Here is a 22,504-nt window from a genome sequence, read left to right as displayed (position 1 = left end):
CGCCAAAATCGTAGAGGTGGCTCCCGGAGGGGTCAAGGATGCGTCCCCTGCCCGCCCGGTCACCGTTCAACGGTTGAACCCCTTTGGAGTTCTCCCAGCTACTTTCTCACCTGCACTTCCACGTGTGTGCCCACGGCAACACGCAGATCATGTAGGTCCTCGGAAGTTGCGAATACCATGAGTTCCCGCAGCTTGGTACTCGTGGGCACCCGGAAGGCCGAGCCCGTCTCGCCCAGCATCATCCGCTCGACCGGCTCCATCTCGCCCGCGGCGAACAGGCCCGCCCGGGCCGCGGTGAGCTCGGCCCCTTCCAACCAGGCGCGCATGTCCCCAGGGGTAGCGGCTGGCAGGTAGGTGCGGGCCACCTTGGTCAAAGCGGCCCGGGCCGGCTCGCTGAGGCTCTTCTCCAGCATCCGCCGGGCCTCGTCGAAGTACCGGGGATCCGCGGTCGGACGGATCTGCCCCACCATGCTGAGCGCCGCTTGCAGCAGAGCCTCGATGCGCTCGGGCGCCAGGCGCTGGCTGAAGGCGAGCTCCGGCCGGGCCAGGGCGAGAGCCCGGCCCAACAGGTAATACACCTCCTTCTGCCCCTGCTCCGCGAAGAACTTGCCGCCCACCCGGACGCTGGCCGGGTGCGTTTGCAGCAGCTCCACGTTGATGAGCGGCTCGGGGACCGGATCATTGGAGCGGCGGGTCATGCGCTCGCGGGTGGCCACCAGGAACGGCGAGTAGAGCTCCACCGACTCCATGCCCAGCAGCCGCGCCACATAGCGGTAGTGGTGGACGTGGTACTCCTGCGCGCTGCCCACGTCGATGCGGTGCTTCTTCGGCACGAGCTGGTACTGCGGGAAGGCCACCGCGTAATGGTGTCCCACCTGCTCGAAGAGGATGCCCAGGAACTCCGAGAGCGGCCCGCGCACCTTGGGGTGGAACAGGTGCGCCTGCCAGAGCCGGTCCGTCAGCGGGCGCTGCGCCACTTCCTTGCGCTTCGCGTAGGGCCCCAGCTTGGTGAGGATCTCCTTCTCGTCGTCCCCAGGCTCTCCGATGAGCCCGGCGACCACCTGGGCGGCCAACCACGCCTCGTCGTACTCCTTGCGCAGCGCGGACAGGCGGACGATCTGGCTCGCCACCTTGCGGGGGTCCTTCGTGTTCGGCAGGGCACGGCGGAGGGCCGCGAGCGCCTCCTGCTCCTTGCCCGGCGTCTGGGAGGCCACGTCCGCGAAGGTCTCCTGCACCGCCGCGTCGTCCGGGAGCCCCTTGGCCACCACGCCGTAGGCGGCCACCGCCCCTTCCGTGTTCTTCAGCACCTGGAGGTAGAGGTCTCCCAGCGCCCGCCACAGCGCCATGCGCGCCGTGTGGGTGTCTGGCGTCTTCGGGATGCGCGAGAGCATCCGCGCGTAGTTGTCCTCCAGGGCCTTCCACTGGCTCGCGCCGCCGAGCATCGCCTCCAGCGCGCTGAAGGCCTCGACGAAGCGCGGATCCACATCGAGCGCGCGGTTGAACGCCTCCGTGGCCCCTTCCACATCGCGCAGCTCGTCGCGGCGGATCTCTCCGAGCGCGAACCACACCCGCTTGGCCTTGTGCGGCTCGGCGTTCAGCGCGGGCAGCGCCAGCATCCGCGCCAGCACGTCCGCGGCCTTCTGGCCCTGGCGCGTCTCGCGCAAGAGCACGTAGAGCGAGTCCATCACCTCCAGCGCGTCCGGCTGGACCTTGAGGGCCCCCGTGAAGGCGTCGATGGCCATGTACGGGTCCTTGAGCTTGTCCCGGGCGATCTGCCCCAGCTCCAGGTACACGCGCGCCTTGGCCTCCCCGTCCACCACGCTGACCAGCTGCTGGCGCAGCTCGGCCGCCTTCTCGTGGCGGCCTGCCTTGTCCATCAGCGCCACCAGGGCCCGCAGAGACGGCTCGTGGCCCGGATCGATGGCCAGCGCCTTCTCGAAGTGGTTCTGCGCACGGTCCGAGTGGCCCAGCGCGGCCAGCACGTCGCCGAGCTGCCAGTAGACCTCGACGACTTCCAGGTCCGTCAGGCTCTCGCGGTGGTGCACGAGGATGGCCTGGAGGACCTTGAGCGCGTCGTCATACCGCTTGGCCTGCACGAGCAGGTGGCCGTAGCTCTCCAGCGTGGCCAGGTACCGGGCATCCAGGCCGTACGACTTCTCGTAGGCGTCGAGGGCCTTCTCCCGCTTGCCCAGCTTCTCCGCCACGTAGCCCAGCCGGTAGAGCTGCCGGGACAGCTCGAGGGTGAGCGCCCCGTCCTTCTCGGCGATGGCCTTCTCCGCCATCTTGCGCGTGACGATGTCGAGCATCCGCTCGCCGGCCGTCCAGTCCTCCCGCGCGACGTAGACGTCCGCCAGGGGGCGTGCGGCCTCCAGGCTGTCGTGGACGTGCTTGAGGACCTGCTCGTAGTAGTGCGTGGCCGTCTCGCCGTCCTCGCGCGTCTCCGCGTGGTACTTCGCGACGTCCAGCAGCGCCTTGGCCTTGGCCTGAGGGTCCTCCGTCTGCTGCGCCTCCTGCAGCAGCGTCTGCTCGTAGCCGCCCCAGTCCTTCTCCTGCTCCTGGATGCCCTTCAGGGCGCGGATGCTGGCCAGGTGGCCCGGATCGATCGCGAGCGCCTGCTGGTAGCAGGTCTTCGCGCTGCCCGTGTCCATGAGCATGTCTTCGTTGATCTTGCCCGTGCGGTGCAGCAGCTCCACCGCGTCCTGCGTCTGGCCGGCAATCTGGGCCTCGCGCTGCAGCATCTCCAGGGCGAAGGGCCAGTTGCCGCTGCGCTCGTAGAGGTTGCCCAGCGCGTGGAGCGCAGGCCTGCAGCTGGCATCCGCGTTGAGCGCGTAGTGGAAGGTGTCCGCCGCCCGGTCCACCAGCCTGAGTTGCTGGTAGTAGACGTTGCCGATCTCCACGTACAGCTCCGCCTGCTCCTGGGGGCTCGTCACCAGCGCGAGCTGGCGCCCGTAGGCCTCGATGAGCTCCTCCCAGCGCGCCTGCGCGCGCCGCAGCCGGATGAGCGTCTTGATGGCCTGGAGGTTCTGCTGGTCGATGGCCAGGATGGCCTCGATGCAGGCATCCGCGTTGGCCGGGTTCTGGTACTTGTCCTCCCAGATGCCCGCGCTGCGGAAGAGCACACGGACGCGCTCGCGGTAGTCCGTGCTCAGCTCCAGCATCCGCTCGTATACCCCCAGCAGCTCCGCCGGCTGGTCGAGCTTCGTGTGCAGCCGCTCCAGGGACTCCAGCGCCTCGCTGTTGTTCGGATCGAACTCCAGCGCCTGCCGGTAGGCCCCCACCGCGGCCTCTTCGTCCCCGATGTCCCGCTCGTAGACGCCCGCCACCTCGACCTGGATGCGCGCCCGCTCCTCGACCGTCGCCACCAGGTCGCGCGTGCGCATCAGCGAGGAGGCCACGTCCGCGTGGGCGTTCTGCCGGCGGTAGAGCGCCGTGAGCACGCCCAGCGTCTCCACGTCCGGCTCGAGCTCCAGCGCCCGGAGCAGCGCGGAGGCCGCCTCCTGCGGATCGCCGATGCGCGTGTCGTAGACGTGGGCGATCTCCTTGAGGATGCCCTTGCGCGCCTCGATCGAACCCGCGGCCTCCAGCTTCTGCTCCAGGGACACCACGTACTCGCGGTCCCGGCCGCGGCGCTGGAACATCGCCGCCAGCCCGTCCAGGGCCGTGGCGTTGGTCGGGTCGAACTCGAGAATCTTGCGGAACGCCCCTTCGGCCGCCGGCGCGTCATCCAGCCGCGTGTCGTGAACACGCGCCAGCGTGGCGTAGAGCCGCTCGGCGAGCCGGCCCCGGGGCAGTGCGTCCGCCACTTCCTCGTACACCGCGGCCAGCTCCTCGTGGGAGCCCGTCTCGTCCGCCAGCCGCTCCACCTCCTCGCGGAGGGTGTCGTCGGCGACGTCGATCTGCAGCGCCCGGCAGAGCGCCAGGAACGCCACGTCCTTCTGGCCGAGCCGCTCCTCCTGCACCCGCGCCAGCTCGCGCAGCCAGGTGAGCTTCTCCTCGTCCGTGACGAGGTGGGGCATGTACCGGTCCACCACCCCGGCGTAGGCACGCCAGTCGTTGTGGCCCCGGTACAGCGTGGACACGCGCTCGAAGGCCGTCCGGTTGGCCGGATCCAGCTCCAGCACCTTCTCCAGCGCGCTCGCGGACTGCTCCGGCTTGGAGCCGGCACCCTCCCACAGGTCCGCCACCGCGAAGTACGTGAGCACCGCCTGCTCGCGCTCCTCGGCCGCCAGGTGCACCTGCACCTTCAGCTCCAGGGCGCGCACCGCGTCATTGTAGGCGCGCAGCGAGACGAAGAGCGCGTGCACCCGGTCCAGGTCCGGCACCGTGTGCGGCTCGACCTCCAGCGCCCGGCGGGCTGCGTCCAGCGCCTCCTCGCGGCGTCCCTCCTCCGCGAGCACCTCGGCCAGGCGCAGGCGCAGCGCCTTCACGCCCTCGGACGACTCCTGCAGCGGCACGAGCCGCCGCAGCACGCTGACCAGCTCCTCGCGCGGGCCCGTCTCCTCGTACAGCTCGCGCAGGGTGTCCAGCACGCCCCGGTGGCGCGCGTCCCGGTCCAGCGCCGCCTTGAAGTACGGCACCGCCGCCTCGGGCTGCTTCAGCAGCCGGTACACCACCCGGCCCAGCCGCTCGTTGAGGCGCACCATCTCGCGCGGATCCAGCGTCTGCGCCAGCCGGTCCGCCAGCAACGTGCGCAGCTCCTCCGGACGCTCCGCGCGCTCCAGCAACGACTCCAGCGCCGCGAACGCCTGCTCGTTGCGCGGGTTCTTCGACAGCAGCTCCCGGTACAGCTCGATGGAGCGTCCCAGGTCGTTCAGCCCCTCGGCGGACACCTGGGCCATCTTCGAGAGCACCCGCTCCCGCTCCTGGCCGGTGACGCGGTCAGACTGGTGCTTGAGGATGGCGTACAGCTTGTCCGAGGCGCCCGCCGCCTCGTACAGCCCCTCGAGCAGGCGCGCCGAGGCCAGGTGACCGGCATCCAGCGTGAGGATCTGCTCATAGGCCGAGGCCGCCCGGTCCGGGCTGTCCAGGCGCTCCTGGCACAACTGGCCCAGGCGGAACAGGAAGCCCACCTTGTCGGCCACCACCGTGGCGCCCGTGGCGAGCGCCTCCAGCACGCCGCCCAGCTCCGGCCACGCCTCCAGCTCCACGTAGAGCCGGTCCAGCGCCACCAGCGCCCGGTCCTGCACGGCCAGGTGCAGGCCACGCGCCCGCTCGTAATAGATGATGGCGCGCTCTGGCTCCCGCAGCCGCGTCTCCAGCATCTGGCCCAGCTTGAGGCAGATCTCCGCCGTGTCGGCCGCCTCGGCCACGCGCGGCAGCGCCTCCTCGTAGGCCACCACCAGCTCGTCGTACGACTGCGCCGCGTCGGTGGCGTTCTCCAGCCGGCGGCGCAGCTCGCCGTCGTTGGGGTCTTCCTTGAAGGCCCGGAAGAGCGCCAGGAAGGCCAGCTCCGCCTCGCCCTGCGTCTCCCGCAGCGTGGCCAGCTCTCCGAGCAGCGCCTTCTTCTCGAACGCGTCCGTGGACACGCCCACGCGCGTCTCGATGACCTGCGCCAGCCGGAGGATGTCACCGCTGGCCCGGAAGGCCCGCAGCAACGTCTCCACCGCGAGCAGGTTCTGGGGCTCGCGGGCCACCCACGCCTCCATCCGCGCCACCGCTCCGGCGTGGTTGGGCTGCAACGAGAGCACCTCTCCGTAGAGCGTCAGCGCCCCAGGCTTGTCGAGCAGCTTCGCCTCGCGCACGGAGCCCAACCGGAACTTCAGCTCCAGCGCCTCCTCCGCGGGCATCAGCGCGATGCGCTTGGCCAGCACATCCGCCAGCTCCGGCCACCGCTCCTGCTTCTGGCAGAGGCCCTCCATGCGGGCCAGCGCCCCCGCATCGTCGGGCTTGATCTCCAGCAAGCGCCGGAAGGTGGCCAGCGCGCCCAGGTTGTCCTTGAGCTGGTCCTCCTGGAGCACGCCGATCTGGAACAGCACCGCGGCCCGGCGGAGGGGGTCCTCGGCCATCGCCAACTGGCGGCGGAGCACTTCCAGCAGCTCCGCGGGCTTGCCCTCCGAGGTGAGCAGACGGCCCACGCTCTCCAGGGCCTCCACGTCCGTGGGGCGCACCTCCAGCACCTTGCGCCACGCGGCGAGCGCTTCGGCGTCCTCGCCCATGCGGGCCTGGAGCTGCGCCAGGGCCCGGTACAGCTCCGCTCGCGCCGCATCCCCCGCCTTGGGCGCGATGTTGGAGAGCATGTCCGCCAGCTCTTCGTGCGTCGACGCGGCATCCACCAGCGACAGGCACAGCTCCAGCGAGCGGGGCTCATCCGGCAAGTCCTGGAGCGCCCTCACGGAGTACACGAACGCCAGCTCCGCGTTCTCCATGGGCCCGGCGTACGTCTCCGCGATGCGCCGCAGCAGCGCCGCGCGCTCCTGAGGCACCGGCTCCACGGAGGCCCGGGCCTCCAACATCTGCACCTGCTTGAGGTGGTCGCCCACCCCGGCGAACACCGGCTCCAGGGCGCTCGCCGCCGCGCCTCGCAGCGGGCTGTCCGAGCGCGCCATCTCCTCCAGCGCGCCCACCGCTCCGGCATGGCCCGCCCGGCGCGCCAGCACCGACTGGTAGAGCTCCAGCGCCCCGCGCGGATCCTCCAGCCGGGAGAGCTTCAGCCGGCCCAGGCGCACGCGCAGCTCCGAGGCCTCCTCCAGGGCGTTGCGCTCGTCGGCGATCTGGATCTCCCGCTCGATGTGCTGCGCCAGCTCCGGCCAGCGCTCCATCTCCGCGAGCACCTTGCCGAGCAGCTTGAGCGCGTTGGCGTTGTCGGGCCTGCGCTCCAGCACCTCGCGGTAGGCCTGCGAGGCGAGCGCCTTGTCCGACAGCGTCTCCTCCGCCAGATGGCCCAGCTCGAAGAGCAGGTTCACCTGCGAGCTCGGGTTGGGGTCGGCTGCCACCTGCCGGCGCATCACCAGCGCCAGCTCCCGGTGCGCGCCCGTGCGGCGATGCACGCGCGCGATGGCTTCCAGCACCTGCCGGTCCTTGGGATCCCTGCGGCTGACCTCCTCGAGGGCGCGAACGGCCAGATCGTACCGCTTCAAGCGCCCGTCATAGAGCGCCGCGAGCCGCTTCCACAGGTCCCCCGCCAGGGGCTCCTGAACGTCGCGGTCGAGCTGGTCCTCGTAGGCGGCCGCGACTTCCTCGAAGGAGCCGGAGTCCGCCGCGAGCCGCTCCAGCTCATCGCGAACGCTGGCCTCCTGCGGGTTCTCGTTGAAGGCGCGCAGCCGCGCGGCGAAGGCCAGCGAGGTCTGCCCCAGCCCCTCGCGCAGGACGGCGATCTCCTGGATGCGCTCCAGCCGCTGCTCGGGCGCCGCCGAGCCCTGGAGCACCTCCAGCACCTCCACCAGCTTCCGGGTGTCGTTGATGCCCCGGTAGAAGGCCTCCAGCAACCGGGCCGCCTCCAGGCGCTGCGCCTCCTGGGCGAACAGGCGCTCCAGGCCCGCGATGGCCTGCGGATCTCCCGGCACCATCTCCAGCAGCCCACGGTAGGCCAGGAGCGCCTCGGAGGGGCTCCCCTCCTTCTCCAGGAGCTGCGCCCGGCGGACGACGAAACCGCGCCGGGACTCGGGGTCCGGGGCCTGCTCCGCCAGCTGGGCCAGCACATCCGCCTGCTCCTGGACGCGCCGCCCCTTGGCGAACAGCTGCTCCAGGGCCAGGAGCCCCTCGGGCACCTTGCGGATGGCCAGCGCCGAGCGGTAGGCCTCGATGGCCTTCGCATCCTCGCCCGCGTTCGCACACGCCTCGCCGGTCTTCAGCAACAGGCCGAGCCGCGTCTCCGGATCCGTCGCGATGCGGGCCTGGGTCGCGTACACCTCGGAGAGGTTCTTCGCGTTCTGGCCCTTCTCGTACAGGCGCGACAGGGCATCGAGGGCCTGCTTGTCCTGCTGAGCCTCCTCCAGCAGGCTCTTCCACAGGCGCGTCGCATCCTCGGGCTGGTTGAGCTGCTCGCGGAGCTCCGCCGCCCGGCGGATCAGCTGCAGCGCGGCCGGGTCCCCCGAGGGAAGGTCCGCGATGGTGTTCTCGTAGATCTCCGCCAGCACCTCGTGCGAGCCCGTCTCGCGCGCCAAGCGCTCCAGCTCGGGGCGCATGCCGTCCCGGTCGATTCCCGCCGCGAAGGCCTTCACCGCGGCCATGAAGGCCAGCGACGGCTGCTGCATCTCCTGCTCGTAGATGCGGCGGATCTCCCCTGCCAGGATGACCTTCTCGACGGTGAGCGCGGCCTCCATGCGCGCCTCGCGCAGGGCCACGCGGCGGGCGTGATCGCCCACCTTCTGGAGGACCGGATCCAGCACCTCCAGCGCGGTCCCACTCGTCGGCAACGCCGCCTTCACCCACGTCTCCAGCGCGGCGAGCGCGCCCGGGTGGCCCGAGTCCTCGGTCAGGATGCGCTCGTAGAGCTTGAGCGCGGCGTTGGAATCATTCAGCTCGGTGCGCAGCAGCTCCGCGAGGCGGAAGGAGACCTCGCGCCCCTGCGGGCTCTGGCCCTCCTGGTTGCGCCGCAGCGACAGCGCCCAGGCCAGCTCCTTGGCCTGCGCCAGGTCCGTGTAGAGCCGGTCCAGCGCAACGGCGGCCTCCCTCTGGAGCGGGTCGCGCTCCGCCAGCGTGCGCCAGGCGGCGGCCGCGCGCTGCTTGTTCGTCAGCTTCGTCTCGTGCAGCAGCGCCGCCTCGCGCAGGTAGGCCACCTGCTCCGCGGGCTCCGTGGCCACCGAGGCCAGCCGCTCGAGGACTTCCGCCAGCTCAGCCCACTGCTCACCGGCCCGGTGGAGCCGCTGGAGGGACTTGAGGCAGTCGATGTTGGAGGGCTCCAGCACCAGCAAGGCCCGCAGGGCCTCGACGGCCCCCGCCTTGTTGTCGAGCTTCTTCTCCTGCACGTCGGCCAGCTCACGCAGCAGCGATGCCCGCGCGGCCCCCATGCTCCCCTCCTCCGTCAGCTCCTGGAGGATCTCGGCGTAGCTGTCCAGCGAGTCCGCGTCTTCCGCAGCCTGACGAGCCGTCACGCGCAGGGCGGCGTCCGCCGGCATCATGCGCAGGGCCCGCGCCAGCGAGGCGAAGGCCAGCTCGGGCTGGCGCAGGTGCGTCAGGTGAACCTGCGCGGCCTGGCGAAGGGCATGGGCCCGCGCGACATCGTCCCGCGCCACCTCGGCGAGCACGTCCAGGGCCGCCACCAGCTTGCGGTGGTCCTTCGTGAGCTCGTAGGCCGGCAGCAGCGCCCGCGCGGCGTCCTCCCGCGCGGCACCCGAGGCCAGCATGCCCTCCAGCGCGGCCAGCGCGTCCGGGTCGGACGGACGCTGACGGAGGATGTCCGCGAAGCTGCGCACGGCCTCCGCCTGGTCTCCTCCCGGCGAATCCTGGAGGAGCTGAGCGCGCTTGAGCTTCAGGCGCGCCACCTTGTCCGTGTCGCCGGCGGTCTCCGCCAGGGCCACCATGCGGGCCAGCGTCTCGTTCAGCTCCCGGAGACGGTTCGCCTTCTCGTACAGCTCGGCGAGCCGGGGCAGGTGCTTGCCCTCCTCCGCGCCATGGGACAGCGCGGACTGGAGCGCTTCAGCCGCCTCCAGGGGCCGGTTGGTCTGGGTGTTGAGCTCCACCAGCTGGAGCAGCAGCTTCAGGCGCTCGGCGCCCTTGGCCCCCTGGATGCGCTTGCGCAGCAGGGCCTCGGCATCGCCCACCCGGCCGGCTCGCCAGTACGCGCGCAGCAGCTTCTGGAGCAGCTCCGGGGAGTCCGGAGACCGGCCCAGCGCCGACTGCAGCGCATCGGTGGCGTCCTCATGCGCACCCGCCTCCTCGGCCAGCGCCGCCGCGTCCGAGAAGAGCTGCACGGCCACCGCCAGCTCCTCGGACTGCACCGCGAGCGTCTTCAGCACGCGCACGAGCTCCGCCTGGGCGGAGAGATCCCGCGACAGGCGCAGCGCCTCGGCACGGCTCGCGTCATCCTTCGGGTCCTCGCGCAGCGCGCGGACGCGGCAGTCGAAGGCCGCCCGGCTGTCGGCGAGCTGCTTCTCGTAGATGTCCGCCAGCAGGCCCACCAGACGGTGACGCGCCGCGGGCTCGGTCGTGACGTCGAGCTGCTGCTGGATCGCCGCCACCTGGCGCTGGTGGTCTCCCGTGCGGCCGTAGTGGCCGGCCAGCGCCTCGGTGATCTCCGCCGTGCGGACGCCCGCCGCCGCCAGCCGGTCGAGGCCGCCGACCACCAGGCCCGTGGACACGTTCTCCGACAGCAGCTTCAGGAAGAGCTGCGCCGCGTCCTGCGGCCGGTTCAGCCGCTCCGCGTACAGCTTGGCCTGGCGCGCCGTCCAGTCGCTGCGCTCCACCTGGGTCTCGGCCAGCGTCGCCAACCGGGCCGCCAGGGCCGCGGCCTCCTCGAACTTGGAGAGCGACACGCACAGCGCCTGGAGACGCACCAGCGGGGCGGGCTCATCCGGAGCCAGCGCGACGAGCTGCCGCGCCAGGGGCTCCAGCTCCTCGGGCGAGGTGCCCGCGGTTTCCTTCTTGACGATCTCCCCTTCCAGGCGCGTGCGCGGATCATCCGCGAGCGCCGCGGCGGCCTTGAGCTCCTTCACGGCCTCCTGGGCCATCGAGTCGCCCGGCGCGCGCGCCAGCACTTCCTGCCACGCGGCCTCGGCGCCCACGGGATCCGCGAGGAACCCCTGGAGCAGCTGCGCCAGCTGCCGCCAGATGGCGAGCGCGTGCGAGTCCGGGGCCACCATGGCGGCCCGCTTCAGGGCCTTGGCCAGCGGCGCCTGGGCCTGGGCCGTCTCCGCGTGCTCCACCACCGTCTCGAGCAGCAGGGGCTTCGCGGGCTCCAGCACCAGCGCCCGCGCCAGGACCTCGAAGGCCCGGCGCGAGTCCTCGCGCTCCTCGAACATCAGGGCGAGGGCCTCGCAGAAGGCGACGCGCTCCGAGAGCGGCCGCGGCGCGAGCATGGCCAGCTCCAGCAGGGGCTCCGCCTCGTCCAGCCTCTCGTCCTCCACGAGCAGCTTGGCGAGCTGGAACGCCGCCAGGGCGTTCGAGGGGTCCGCCTTGAGGGCGGCGTCCAGGTGGGCCCGCGCCGCATCGGCGTCCTTCACCTGGTCAAGGCACAGGTCCGCCAGCCGCAACCGCAGGGCGGACTGGGCCGTGCGCTCCTTCACGCTGCCCACATGGCGCTCGAGGACCGCGGCCGCTTCGGCCGCCTTCCCCTGCTCCAGCAGCGCTTCGGCGGCCACGTTCGCGGCATCCGCCCGCGAGGGGTCCGCCGCCGTGGCCTTCTCGAAGGCCGCGAGCGCTCCAGCGGAGTCATTGAGCCGCTTCAGGCGGCAGGTGCCCACCCGGAGCCACAGGTCCACCTGGGCCGTCCGGTCCTTGGCCTCCCCGGCCATCGCCTCGAACTGGGCCACGGCCGGCGCGAAATCGCCCGCCCGCTCCGCCATCCGCTCGATGAGGTTGAGGGCCTCGGGCATCCCGGGCCACAGCAGGAAGCTCCGGTCCAGCGCCTCCTTCACCTTGCCGCCCGACGCCGGGTCGTACCAGGCGAAGAGCTTCGCCACGAGCAGCGACAGCCTCGCCGCGCTCTTGCGGTCCCGCTCCTCCAGCGACATCCCGCGCAGCACGCGGACGCGGTCGCGCCACGTCTGCTCGAAGCGCTGCAGCGCCTTCTGCGTCTTGTCCACCCGGGCGTTCTGGGGCTCCATCCCGCGAGCCACTTCCAGCGTGCGTCCGGCCAGCTCATGCTCGGTGGGGTCATCCACCAGCCGCTCGGCGAAGGCCGCGTACTCGTCGGCCATGCCCTCCCCCCCGAGCGCCTCCCGCTCGCTCTCCAGCGCCTCGAAGGCCGCCTGGAAGCGGTCCTCGGACACCAGCAACTGGCGCATGCGCCGGAAGGTGGCCCGGTCCGGCGCGGCCTTCACGGCCTGCTGCAGGCACGCCACCGCACGGTCCCGCCGGTAGAGCTTGGTCTCGTAAAGGTCCGCGGCCTTCACATAGAAGGCGGCGCCCTCGGGCCCGAAGGTCAGGGCCCCCAGCCGCTCCAGCACCTCCGCGAGCGAGGCCACGTCCTGCTTCGCCTCGTAGAGCGCCTTCAGCCCCCGCAGCACCGGCAGCGGCTCCTGCGCCATGAGCAGCGCGCGGCGCAGCAGTTCCTCGGCGCGGGCAGGGTTGCGAAGCCGCTCCAGCACGAGGTCCGCGGCACGCGTCAGCAGACGCGCGGCGTCCGGGGCGGGCACCTCCTTGCCGCGGCCTTCGTAGAGCCGGATGAGCTCTTCGACGCGACCTGCCTTCTCCAGCGCGGCCTCGGTTTCGATGAAGGACCGGTCATCGGTCGCACGCGTGGAGAGTCGCGAGAAGGAGGTCTGTTCCATTGAAAGGCGGGGCCTCGTGGGAAAAGGGGCACAACGCACGGAGGCGCCAGAGGCCGCAACTCTAGCGACCGCAAGCGCCTCCGATCAATTGAGCAAAATTCGCCAAACGGCGAGATTTATTGACTTTCTTGCTCTCCGGGCGAGGAGTCAGGCGCCGGGCCGTCCCCGGAGTCGGAGTCCTTGGACGCCGAGGCAACAGATGGAGGCGGAGCCTCGGGCAGGGCGTTGGCGCGCTCGACCCCCGCGGCATCGTTGAGGCGGGTGTAGAGCTCGATGGCCTTGGCGCGCTGCTGCAGCTCCTCGGCGAGTTGAGCGGCACGGCCCAGGTTGCCCAGCTGCTCGTACAGCGGAAGCGCCTTCTCCTTGCGGCCTGCCTGCTCCCAGGTTTCGGCCGCAGCGGCGGTCTCCCCCAGCAGTTCCAGCCAGCGGGCACGCCCGGCGGGCTTCTTCTCCTCCTCGGCACGGGCCAGCTCGCGCTGCGCGAGCGTCTTGGCCTCTTCATCCAGCTTGAGCCGCTGCATGAAGTGGAACGCCTTGGGGGGCGGCAGCGGGCTGAGGATCTCCACGGCCTCCCGGCGCTGTCCCGCCGCGGCCAGGAGGGTCGCCGCGCCCAGCCGGTCCCCACGCTCCACGAGCGACTTCACCTCAAGCGCCCGGACGCGGTTGGCCCCGGGAAGATCCCGGGCCCGCTCGTAGGCCTTGCGGGCCTGGGTCAGCTTGTTGGCCCGCTCGTACGCAAGCGCCGCCTGGTCGAACTGACGCGCCCGCTCGTACAGACGGGCCACGTTCTCGAAGTCGCTCTTGGCGACGTAGTGCTCCATCAGCAGCTCGTACGCCCCCGCCTTCTCCAGCGTGGGCGCGATCTGGTCCGCGGGCAGGCCGGACACGAGACGGCGTGACGTCTCCTGATCCTTGCCCTGAAGCGCCGCGCGCAGGGCGCTCTTGAGATCGCCCCCCGCCTCGAAGAGGCGCGTGGCCTCCACGAAGGAATTGTTGCGCTCGTGCAGCCGGGCCGCGTCGCGGGTACGGCCCAGGGTCTCGAGCTGCTTGGCCTGCTCGGACCAGTCTCCCGTCAGCTCGGGCATCGGACGGCGCTCGCCGCGCTCGCCTCGCTCGGGCCGCTCGCCGCGCTCCGGACGGGCCGCCCTCTCGGGCCGGGCCGGGCGCTCGCCACGCTCCGGACGGTCCCGGCGCTCGCCACGCTCACCCCGCTCGGGACGGTCCCGGCGCTCGCCACGCTCGGGACGCTCGCGGCGCTCGCCCTCCGGACGGGCAGGAGCCTCCTCCTGCTCCGGGCCGGGCTGACGGCCGCTCACCCCAAACGCCACCTCGGCCCGCTCGCGGTCACCCGCGGCGCGCCACACCTGTCCCACCAGGAACATGACGTTCAGGTAGGCCGTGTGCTTCTCGCGAACGGGATCCCCCGCCGGGGCCGCCGGAGCGCCCTCGGCGGCAGGAGCCGCGCCCTCGGCGGCAGCGGCAGGAGCCGCGCCTTCCCCTTCAGCGGCAGGAGCTGCCTCGGAAGGCGCGGAAGCCGCGGGTGCCTCGGCGGCAGGCGCGGCCTCGGCGGGGGCGGCCCCCTCGCTGGCCGGTGCCTCGGCAGCAGGCTCGGCCTCGGGCGCGGGCGGCTTCGGCTGACGCTGCACGCGCAGCATCGTTGTGATGAGGCGGCCCCTCGTGTTGAGGTCCAGGTCCTCCAACGACTTGACGCGCATGGGACGCAGCGCACGGACAATGGCCTCGAGCGAGCTCTTCTGCGCCGCCAGGTCCCCCTTGGAGAGCGCCTTCTCCAGCACGCTCAGCTCCGAGATGACCCGCTGCCCCGGCCCTCCAAAACCAGGCTCTTCCCGGTCCCGGCCACGGCCACGGCCCGGTCCATCCCCACGGCCCCGGCCTCCGCCGTCACGGCCCCCGAAACCTCCGGGCCCGTCCCGACGAGGACCTTGTCCAGGCCCACCACCACGCGGTCCACCACCGCGCGGTCCACCGCTTCCATTCTCCTGAGGCACGTGTCTCTCCCGCTAGAACGCGTAGCGAAGGTTCGGCGACACCGCGAACCCGAACGATCCCGAGGAGACCAGATAGCTGGCCGTTACCTCGAGGCCCACCGAGAAGTGGCGCAAACGCGTGTAGTACTCCACTCCAGGTCCCGCGAACACCAGAATGTCGGAGTCCGGCAGGAGCAACTTGGGCGAAAACATTGTGTAGCCCACGCCGCCGCGGGCGTAAATCCAGGTCCGCTTCACGTCCTGGTTGTCCTCGAAGCCCACCAGGTGCATCCGCGCCACCGCGCCCGGCACCAGGTAGGAGAAGTCACCGGAGGCCGCCCCGCCGGAGTTACCGGTGTAGTCGGAGCCCGCGCGGTTGGCCGCCCCCATCAGGAAGATGCCCAGCGACAGGCGCTCGCCGATGTCGACGCCCACCTCCACCTGAGCCATCTGCCCCGACGAGAAGGGCCGCTCGCCCTCCTCCGCCGGCGGGTTCACCAGGAAGGACGGCCCTCCTTGCACGGAGAAGTAGAAGCCGCGCTCGATCTCATTGAACGTCGCGGCCGGCCGGTCCTGCACCGAGTTGGTGTCCGAGGTGGACTGCTGGGCACCTGCGAGCGTGGGCGCAGCCAGCGCGGAGAAGAGGACGAAGGGGGCGAGAGCTTTCATGCGGATCGTGACGTTATCGCGTTGGCGGCGTTGCGCGCCGAAAAAGCGACGCGGGCGGCCCCGATCCCGGGACCGCCCGCGCGCACAGCCTTGCGTCCCGCGTTAGTCGCCGGACTGCTTGAAGATGAACGGATAGGTGACGATCACCACCCCGCCGCCCTTGGGCTTGGGGAACTGCCAGGTGCGCACGCGGCCCGCCACGCAGCTCTCCAGCTCCGCGTTGCCCGCGGTGGACTGGGCCACGTCGGAGGAGACCACCCGGCCCTCGGCGTTGATGACGAACTTCACCGCCACCTTGCCGCCCAGCTTCGGGTACTTGGTGAGCTGGCTCTCGTAGCAGAACCGGATCTGGCTGCGGTTGCGCTGAATCACCTGGCGGATGAGTTCCTTGTCCAGCGAGCCCATGACCAGGGGCTCCGACGAGGTGATGCCCACGTCCACGCTCTGCTTGCCGCCGAGCACACCTACACCGGAGCCATAGCTGGAGGTACCGCCGCCACGGCCCTTGGTGCCGATGCCGCCGATGCCGACGGTGTCACCCGTGCCGCCGCCGCCGCCACCGCTGCCGCGGATGCCCAGGCCGCCGAACCCGCCCGAGGCGCCCGCCTTGGCACCGAACATGTTGCCCATGGCGTTCTTGAGGTCACCGCCCAGGCCCGCGCTGCCGAAGATGGCGGCCGCGCCACCCTTGCCGCCGAAGATCTTCTGCGTCAGGGCCTTGGCCTGCGCGGTCTTGTCCTTGGTGGCGGTGCGGTTGTTCGTCTTGACCTCGTCCTTCTTGCCCATCTGGCCTTCGTCTTTTTTCTGCTTGGCGGCCAGCTCTCCGCTCTTCTTCTTTTCCTTCTCGGCCTTCTGCTGGTTGAGCTTCTCGAGGAACTTGTTCTTCTGGTTCTCGGGAGGCTTGATGATGAGCTTGGCCAGGCGCGCGTTGTTGCCCGCCAGCTCGTCGGCGAACGCCTCGCCGTCCCCGCTCCGGTTGGCCGCGCTGATGACGAACATCGTCCCGGCGAAGAACGTCAGCAGGAAGATGTTCAGCGTGCGGTAGTCCACCGAGTCGGCGAACGGCACGTGGACCTTCTTGGGCACCGGCTGGAAGCACACCTCCAGCGTGACGCCGCCCAGGTCCACCCAGCAGAAGTCCTCGGACTCCAGCGTCAGCCCGTACACGCCGCCGTCGTTGGAGGCCTTGCCGGACTCGATGACGCCCTTGAGATCCAACGTCTCGCCCTTGCGGACCAGCTCACCCTTCATCTTCCCCGTGAAGAGCAGCGTGAAGGACTGCCCGTCCGTGCGCATCACCTCCATGCGGGGATTCTCCAGCTTGGAGTCCCCCATGACGAAGTTCACGCCCGCGGCGCTGCCCACCGTGAAGGACTGCTTCTTGCCGGGGGCCAGGAGAAACTCGCCCACCCGCTGATCGCCCCACATGAAGCGCAGGGACGCCCCGAGCGGACCGTTCGACTTGCTCCGGCGCACGGTGCGCACGCGCTCGACGGGGGCCTCCGGCTCGGCCACCTGCGCCTGCACCGTCTCCTGCTTCTGCGTCGCCAGGAACGAGGCGTCCATCGCCGGCGCGGGCTCGGCCACCACGGGCGCCGCGGCCGCCTGGGCCAGGGACGAGGCCAGCGGGGCCTCGGCGATCGGCGCGGGCGCCGCGGCCACCGCCGCCGCAGACTCCGTGCCGGACACCGCGGCCGCCAGGTTCACCGCGGCCATGGCCGCCGGGTTCTCCAGGCGGATGGTGGTGCCACCCACGCGGATCTCGTCGCCGAAGGCAATGCGCCCCTTGTTGACGCGCTTGCCGTTGACGTAGGTGCCCTCGACGCTGCCCATGTCGATGATGGACAACGAGCCGTCCGCCGCCGCCTCGATGACGGAGTGGATGCGGCTGACCTTCTCGTCCTCCAGGCACAGGTGCGCCGAGGACAGGCGGCCGATCTTGATGATGTCCCGGTCGAAGTCCTTCGACGAGACCAGGGTTTCGTTCTTAAAAACTTTGAGCGTCAGAGGAACGGCCATGAAGGCTCCGGTTGACTGTCCGCAGTGTTCGACACCGCGTGCGGTAGAAGGTTCCCGTACGGCGCGGAATTACAGCTCTCCCACCGACTGCATCACCTTGTCCTGAAAATCCTCGCGGATGCGGATGAGGTTGGAGTGCTTCACCTTCTTGCGCGCCTCCACGTACTCACCGTCCGGCTTCGTGAGGTCACCCTCGATGGTGTCGTCCTCGAAGTCGATGTTGGTCGCCTTGTTGTAGCGCACATTGCCCTCACCACCCTGCGCGGCACCGCCCTCATCTTGGGCAAAGGCCGGAGCCATCGAGAGCATCACGCACGCCATCACGAGCTTCCGCATTACTGCCTCCACGGGCCGGTTGGCCCGAATACGTCCACCGATTCTTCCACTATTTCAGGAATCCAAGTGCGGATCACCTGGCGAGGCCCTTCGGTCCTTCCGGGCCCCGCCAAGCGCTGACCGCCCTACATGAAGTCGTCTTCAGGCTCGTCGGAATCCGCCTGAGCTGGATTTTTCGGCTCAGGCGTCCCTGCGCCCGGATCGGCCGCCCCGGCCCCTGCGGCAGGGGCCGCCTGGGGAGCCTGCGCGTTGCCCGCGGCATTGACCGCCGCCCCACCGGCCGGCTTCTGCTTGGCCTCCTCGGCCTGCATCAGCTTCTGCTGCTCGGCCTGGAGCGCCTCCATCTGCTTGGCCTGGGCCTCGGCGGACTTGGCCTCGTTCTTGGCCTGGATGACCAGCTCCGCCTCGCGCAGCAGGTTGAAGACGGGCGCCTCGGCGTTGAGGGCCACGTCGCCCCCGGCCATGCCGATGTACTTCTTGTAGAGCTCCACGGCGCGCTCGGGGGCGTCCTTGGCGCGGTGCAGGATGATGGCGCGGTTGAGGTAGATGGCGGCCAGCTTCGGGTCCAGCTTCTCGGCCGCGTCATACTCCTGCATGGCCTTGTCGTACTGGCCCTGGCCCTTGTAGGCGATGCCCAGGTTGAGGTGCGCGGCGGCGCTCTTGGCCCCCGCCTGGAGGATGCGGCGCAGGTGCTCCTCGGCGCCGGGGTAGTCCTCGGCCTCGAGCGCCAGCTGCGCCAGGACGATGTGCGAGGGCACGTAGTCCGCGCGGGTCTCCAGGGCGCGCTTGAACTGGAGCCGCGCACTGTCCGCATCCCCCTCCTGCTCGAGGATGAGGCCGATGGTGTGGTGCAGCTCCGGGTCGTTCTCGTCGAGCTTCAGGGCGCGCAGGGCCACCAGCTTCGCCATCGCCAGCTGCTTGCGATCGAGGTAGCTGCGCATCATCACCTTGAGCGCCGTGGTGGACTGGGGCTCGCGCATGAGCGCCGCCCGGGAGAACTCCATGGCCCGGTCGTGGTCCCCCGTCTGACGGTAGATCTCCGCCAGGCGGGCCCGGCTCTGGGCATCGTCCGGGTAGCGCTTGAGCACATCCTGGTACAGGGCCACCGCGCCGCCGATGTCTCCGTCGTTCTGGAGCAGGACGGCCATGTTCTCGGAGGCCTGGCGCAGCGACGGCTTCTTCTTCAGCGCGGACTGGTACCAGGCCTTCGCCTCATCCTTCTTGCCCTGCCGCTCGGCGACGACGCCCAGGTTGTAGTCCGCCTCGGCCACGTTCGCGTCCGCCTCCAGGGCGGCCTTGAACTTGCGCTCCAGCGACGGGTAGTCGAACGCCTTGGACTTCTTCTGCGCGTCGAACGCCTTCACCGCGTCCTCGAAGAGGAGCTTGGCGCGGTTCGAGATGGACACAGGCTCGTTGTTGGCCTGCGGCTGCGGGGTGAGGTTCTTCGGGCCCGTGGGGCCCGTGGCCGAGGAAGAGGCGCAGCCCGTGGCGAGCAGCACCACGGCGGCCATCCACAGCGACGTACGGAGGCAACGGGTAGGGTTCATCATTACAGGAAGTCCTCAGGCTCTTCGTCGTCCGCGGACGCGTTCTTGGGCGCGGAGCCGTCCTGGGCCCCGGCCGGCCGGGCACTGACGTCGGTCGCCGTCTGCTCACGCAGCTTCTTGGTGAGGTCGGCCAGGTCCTCGCGAAGCTCCTCGGTGCGCGCCTGCTGGGCAGGCTCGTCCTCCACCACGGGCGGCGGGACGTCCTGAATGGCCACCAGCACATCGCCCCCGAGGGCCAGCTCCGAGCCCTTCTTCAGGGACACGCGCTCCTCGTGCACCTCCGGGTACTGATCCGGACGGTACGTGGTGCGCAGCATCTTCAGGCTCTCGCGCGAGCAGTCGTTGAAGAAGTCCAGCTCCTGGCTCTTGGCCACCGCGGTGGCGAACGCCTCGGTGGCCTTGTCGCGCAGCGGCGTGGCCTGGTTGGAGAACTCGTCGCGCAGCGCCTGCTCGGTCTCCGCGTCGATGCCCGGGGGCATGGGCGCGTTGTTAATCTTGTCGGCGAACTCGTGGTAGGCGAGGCCGATGCGGTGCAGCGCGCAGATGGCGGACTCGGGGGCGCCGAAGGACACCGTCTGCACGTACTTCTTCTGCACCACGTCCAGCGCGCGGCCCTTGTCGGCGATGGAGGCCTTGAAGCGCTCGGGGCTGGCGGGCCGGCCCCAGGAGAACTTCAGGCGCAGGTACTCCCGCCAGTCCGGCTCGACGCTCAGGAACTGAGCGCGCGCCACGGGCGACAGTGCCGTCTTCTCCAGGCTCTTCTGCATGCGGTTGGGCAGCTTGTCGTAGTACTCGAAGATGCGGTCGTAGAGGCGCTTGGTGTCCTTGGCCCGCTTCAGCTTGTTCTCGAAGATGTCGACGATGAGGCCCTCGGCCGTCAGCACCTTGCTGGGCGAGCGCAGGTTGTCCTTCTCGTAGTCCTCCAGCATCTTCATCGCCTTGCCGTAGGCGCCGTTCTTGCCGTGCAGGGACACGATGGACAGGTAGATCTGCTCGGCGTCCTTCGCCTTGGGCCACGTCTCCAGGTAGCGCTCGCGGTTGCGCAGCGCCTGCTTGTACTGGCCCAGACCCTCGCGGTAGGTGGCGGCGTTGAACAGGGCGATCTGCGCCTTGCTCTCCTCCCACTTCTGGGGAGCGGCCGGCTTGTCGTCCGCGGCGCCCTTCTTGGCGCCCTTGGCCGGCCGGGCCTTGCCCGCGCCCTTCTCGGCCAGGCTGCGCTCGTAGCCCTTCACGTACAGCTCGTACGTGTCGGCGGACTGCGAGAAGTCCCCGATGGCCTCCAGCGCCTCGGCGTTCGCGTAGATGGAGTCCGGCACGAAGCGCGAGCGCGGGTACCGGGAGATGAGGTTCTGGCGGACCTCGATGGCCCGGTCGAGCATCTTCGCTTTGAAGAAGTCCACCGAGGCGTTGTAGAGCGCCTGATCCGCGATGGTCGTCTCGGGGAAGTCCTTCACGAAGGCCAGGTAGGCCTCGGCCGCCTTGGAGAACTGCTTCTTCTCCTCGAGCTGGGCCACCAGCGCGAACGAGGACTGCTCGATGAGCTTGGAGAGGTCCTCGCGGAACTTGCCCACCGCCAGCTTGTCGTTGGCGTAGAACTTCCGCGCCCACTCGTTCACCTTCGCGTAGTCCTTCTGCAGGTTGTACGAGTCGAGCACCAGGTTGGCGGCCACCTCGCCGGCGCGCTCGCCGGTGTCGAACTTGTAGTCCGGCTGGTTGAGCGCAATGTCGCTGAAGCGGGCCACCGCCTCGTCGAAGTGGTTGTAGCGGTAGTAGATGTTGGCGGCCTTGAAGTTGATCTCCACCCGCTTCTCGGCCTTGACCACGTACTTGAGGTAGCGCTCACACGCCTCGAGCAGGCCCTTGCGCGGCTCGGGGATCTCGATCTTCTTCTTGCTGTCCCCGGTGGCCGGATCCTTGAGCGTGCCCTTCTGCTCGGCGGCCTTGACGACCTCGTCGTAGGCGAGCACCGCGTTGTAGGCGGCGTTGTTCAGCCACTTGCCGGGCTTGCCGGGCTTGGGGTTGCCCTTGTCGTCCTTGGCCTCCAGCAGCTTGGCGTCCTGGAGGACGACGAGCGTGTAGTTGAGCGAGGCCTTCTCGTAGTTGTGCAGGTGATCGTTGAGCAACTCCGCCCAGAAGAACCGCATGTCGTACGCCTTGGGGTTCTCCGGGAAGAGCGTGAGGTAGTCGCCGTAGATGGAGTCCGCGTAGCGGAACGTCTCCTCGTCGCGCGTCTTCTTGGCCTCGTTGTGCCAGGTGACGGCGAGGTTCGACAGGGTGCGCTCGGCCAGCTCGTTCGCGTCGGCCAGCAGCCGCTTGTCCTTGTCCTCCTTGATGATGCCGGAGGCCTCCACTTCCTTGGTGATCTTCACCAGGCGGCGCACCTGGGCCACGGTGCGGTCCTTGTTGCCCATGCGCAGCACGCAGTCGACGATCTTCGCCTGGAAGCCCGGCGACTCGGGCGACAGCGGCTTCTCCTTGATGAGGGCGTTGTAGGTGATGGCCGCCTCGCGGTCCTTGCCATCGCCGTAATAGAGGTTCGCGAGCTGGCGCATCATCGCGTAGCGGTCATCCGGCTTGGTGGCCACCTTGCTGAAGTCGTCGCGGGCCTGCATCACGTCGCCATCGCGCGCGTAGGTGCGCACGTAGTCCGTGCGGGCCTCGCGCACGAGCGTGTTCTTGCCGCTCTTGCCGCCGTCCTTCTCGATGGCGCTCGCGCCGGCCAGCTCGCCGTAGAGCACCACCGTCTTGAACTTGTCCTTCGCCTTGGCGTACTCGCCCATGTTGAAGTAGCACCAGCCCTGCTTGTAGATGGCGAAGGCGTAGGCTTGGCTCTCGGTGAACTCCGCGGCGCGCCGGTAGGCCTCCAGGGCCTTCTCCAGCTCGGTGCGCTTCCCCTTGGAGCCGTTGAAGTAGTACTCGCCGAAGGCCAGGTACACGTCCGGCAGGAACTTGGACTGGGGGAACTTCTCCACCAGGCGCTTGTAGGCCACCAGCGCCTTGCGGTCCTGGCCGTCCTCCATCAGGAAGTTGCCCAGGAAGAAGAGCACCTCGTCGCTGCGCTCGAAGGTGGGGTACTCCTGGACGATCTTCGTGTACTGCTCCATCGCGTGCTTGCCGTACTCCTTGGCGCGGGCGAGCAGTTCCGCCTTCTCCGCCTTGGCACGCTGCTGGCCCGCCGCATCGTTGCGGTTCATGGCCTGGATGAGATCGTCGTCCTTCCGGTTCGCCTCGAACTCGAAGTGCTTCGACTCTTCCCAGTAGAGCTCGCCCAGGCGGAACAGGAGGCTGGGGGCCTCGGCCTGATCCGCCGACAGGGCGATGATCTTCTTCAGGGACTCGATCTGCTCGCGGCGCTTGGAGGCAACCTGCGTCTCCACGCCCAGGCGGAACTGATCGTATTGGAGGGCCGGAGCGGCCTTCTCCTCTTCCTTCTTCCGGGTGATGTCGCCTGCGAGCGATTTATCCACCGTGGTGGCCGACTTCTTGCCGAGGTCGGCTTCACGAGGCGTCTTCTTCCCCTGAGCATTTGCAACCGATGCCAGGAGCACGAGGCAGACGAGGAGCGTGCGGCCCATGT

Annotated in this window: 8 protein-coding genes; all 8 read right to left on the bottom strand. The window is 69.9% G+C overall.

The genetic code is table 11. The annotated features are described in order from the left end of the window. Positions 1-98 precede the first annotated feature (98 nt). A complete protein-coding gene (locus tag KY661_RS32635; RefSeq protein ID WP_225413926.1) occupies positions 99-12,368 on the bottom strand; it encodes a tetratricopeptide repeat protein in 12,270 nt (4,089 codons plus the stop codon). Positions 12,369-12,484: 116 nt separating this feature from the next. Next, entirely contained in the window at positions 12,485-14,164 is a 1,680-nt protein-coding gene (locus tag KY661_RS32630; RefSeq protein ID WP_317987320.1) for a DEAD/DEAH box helicase, read from the bottom strand. Between the two features lie 2 nt (positions 14,165-14,166). Next, entirely contained in the window at positions 14,167-14,364 is a 198-nt protein-coding gene (locus KY661_RS37440) for a hypothetical protein (protein ID WP_263437554.1), read from the bottom strand. A 25-nt stretch (positions 14,365-14,389) separates the two neighbouring features. Then, positions 14,390-15,025, bottom strand: a complete 636-nt coding sequence (gene cglE / locus KY661_RS32625) for an adventurous gliding motility protein CglE (protein ID WP_075011277.1) — start codon at positions 15,023-15,025, stop codon at positions 14,390-14,392. A 102-nt stretch (positions 15,026-15,127) separates the two neighbouring features. Further along, positions 15,128-17,044, bottom strand: coding sequence for an adventurous gliding motility protein GltG (gene gltG, locus KY661_RS32620; protein WP_225413924.1), 1,917 nt, complete (start codon positions 17,042-17,044; stop codon positions 15,128-15,130). A gap of 69 nt (positions 17,045-17,113) precedes the next feature. After that, positions 17,114-17,380, bottom strand: coding sequence for an adventurous gliding motility protein CglF (gene cglF, locus KY661_RS32615; protein ID WP_225413923.1), 267 nt, complete (start codon positions 17,378-17,380; stop codon positions 17,114-17,116). A 125-nt stretch (positions 17,381-17,505) separates the two neighbouring features. Further along, positions 17,506-18,930 carry an adventurous gliding motility TPR repeat lipoprotein GltE gene (gene gltE, locus KY661_RS32610; protein ID WP_398577279.1) on the bottom strand — a complete coding sequence of 475 codons (1,425 nt, stop codon included), beginning with the start codon at positions 18,928-18,930 and terminating at the stop codon, positions 17,506-17,508. Beyond that, positions 18,930-22,502: a tetratricopeptide repeat protein gene (locus tag KY661_RS32605; protein WP_225413921.1), complete on the bottom strand. Its 3,573-nt coding sequence runs from the start codon at positions 22,500-22,502 to the stop codon at positions 18,930-18,932. Before KY661_RS32605 ends, gltE begins: the two co-directional genes overlap by 1 nt. Positions 22,503-22,504 lie beyond the last annotated feature (2 nt).

The sequence above is a fragment of the Allostigmatella hybrida genome (assembly GCF_020103775.1).
Classification (GTDB): Bacteria; Myxococcota; Myxococcia; order Myxococcales; family Myxococcaceae; genus Hyalangium; species Hyalangium aurantiaca.
This window is presented reverse-complemented; position numbering and strand designations above follow the sequence as displayed.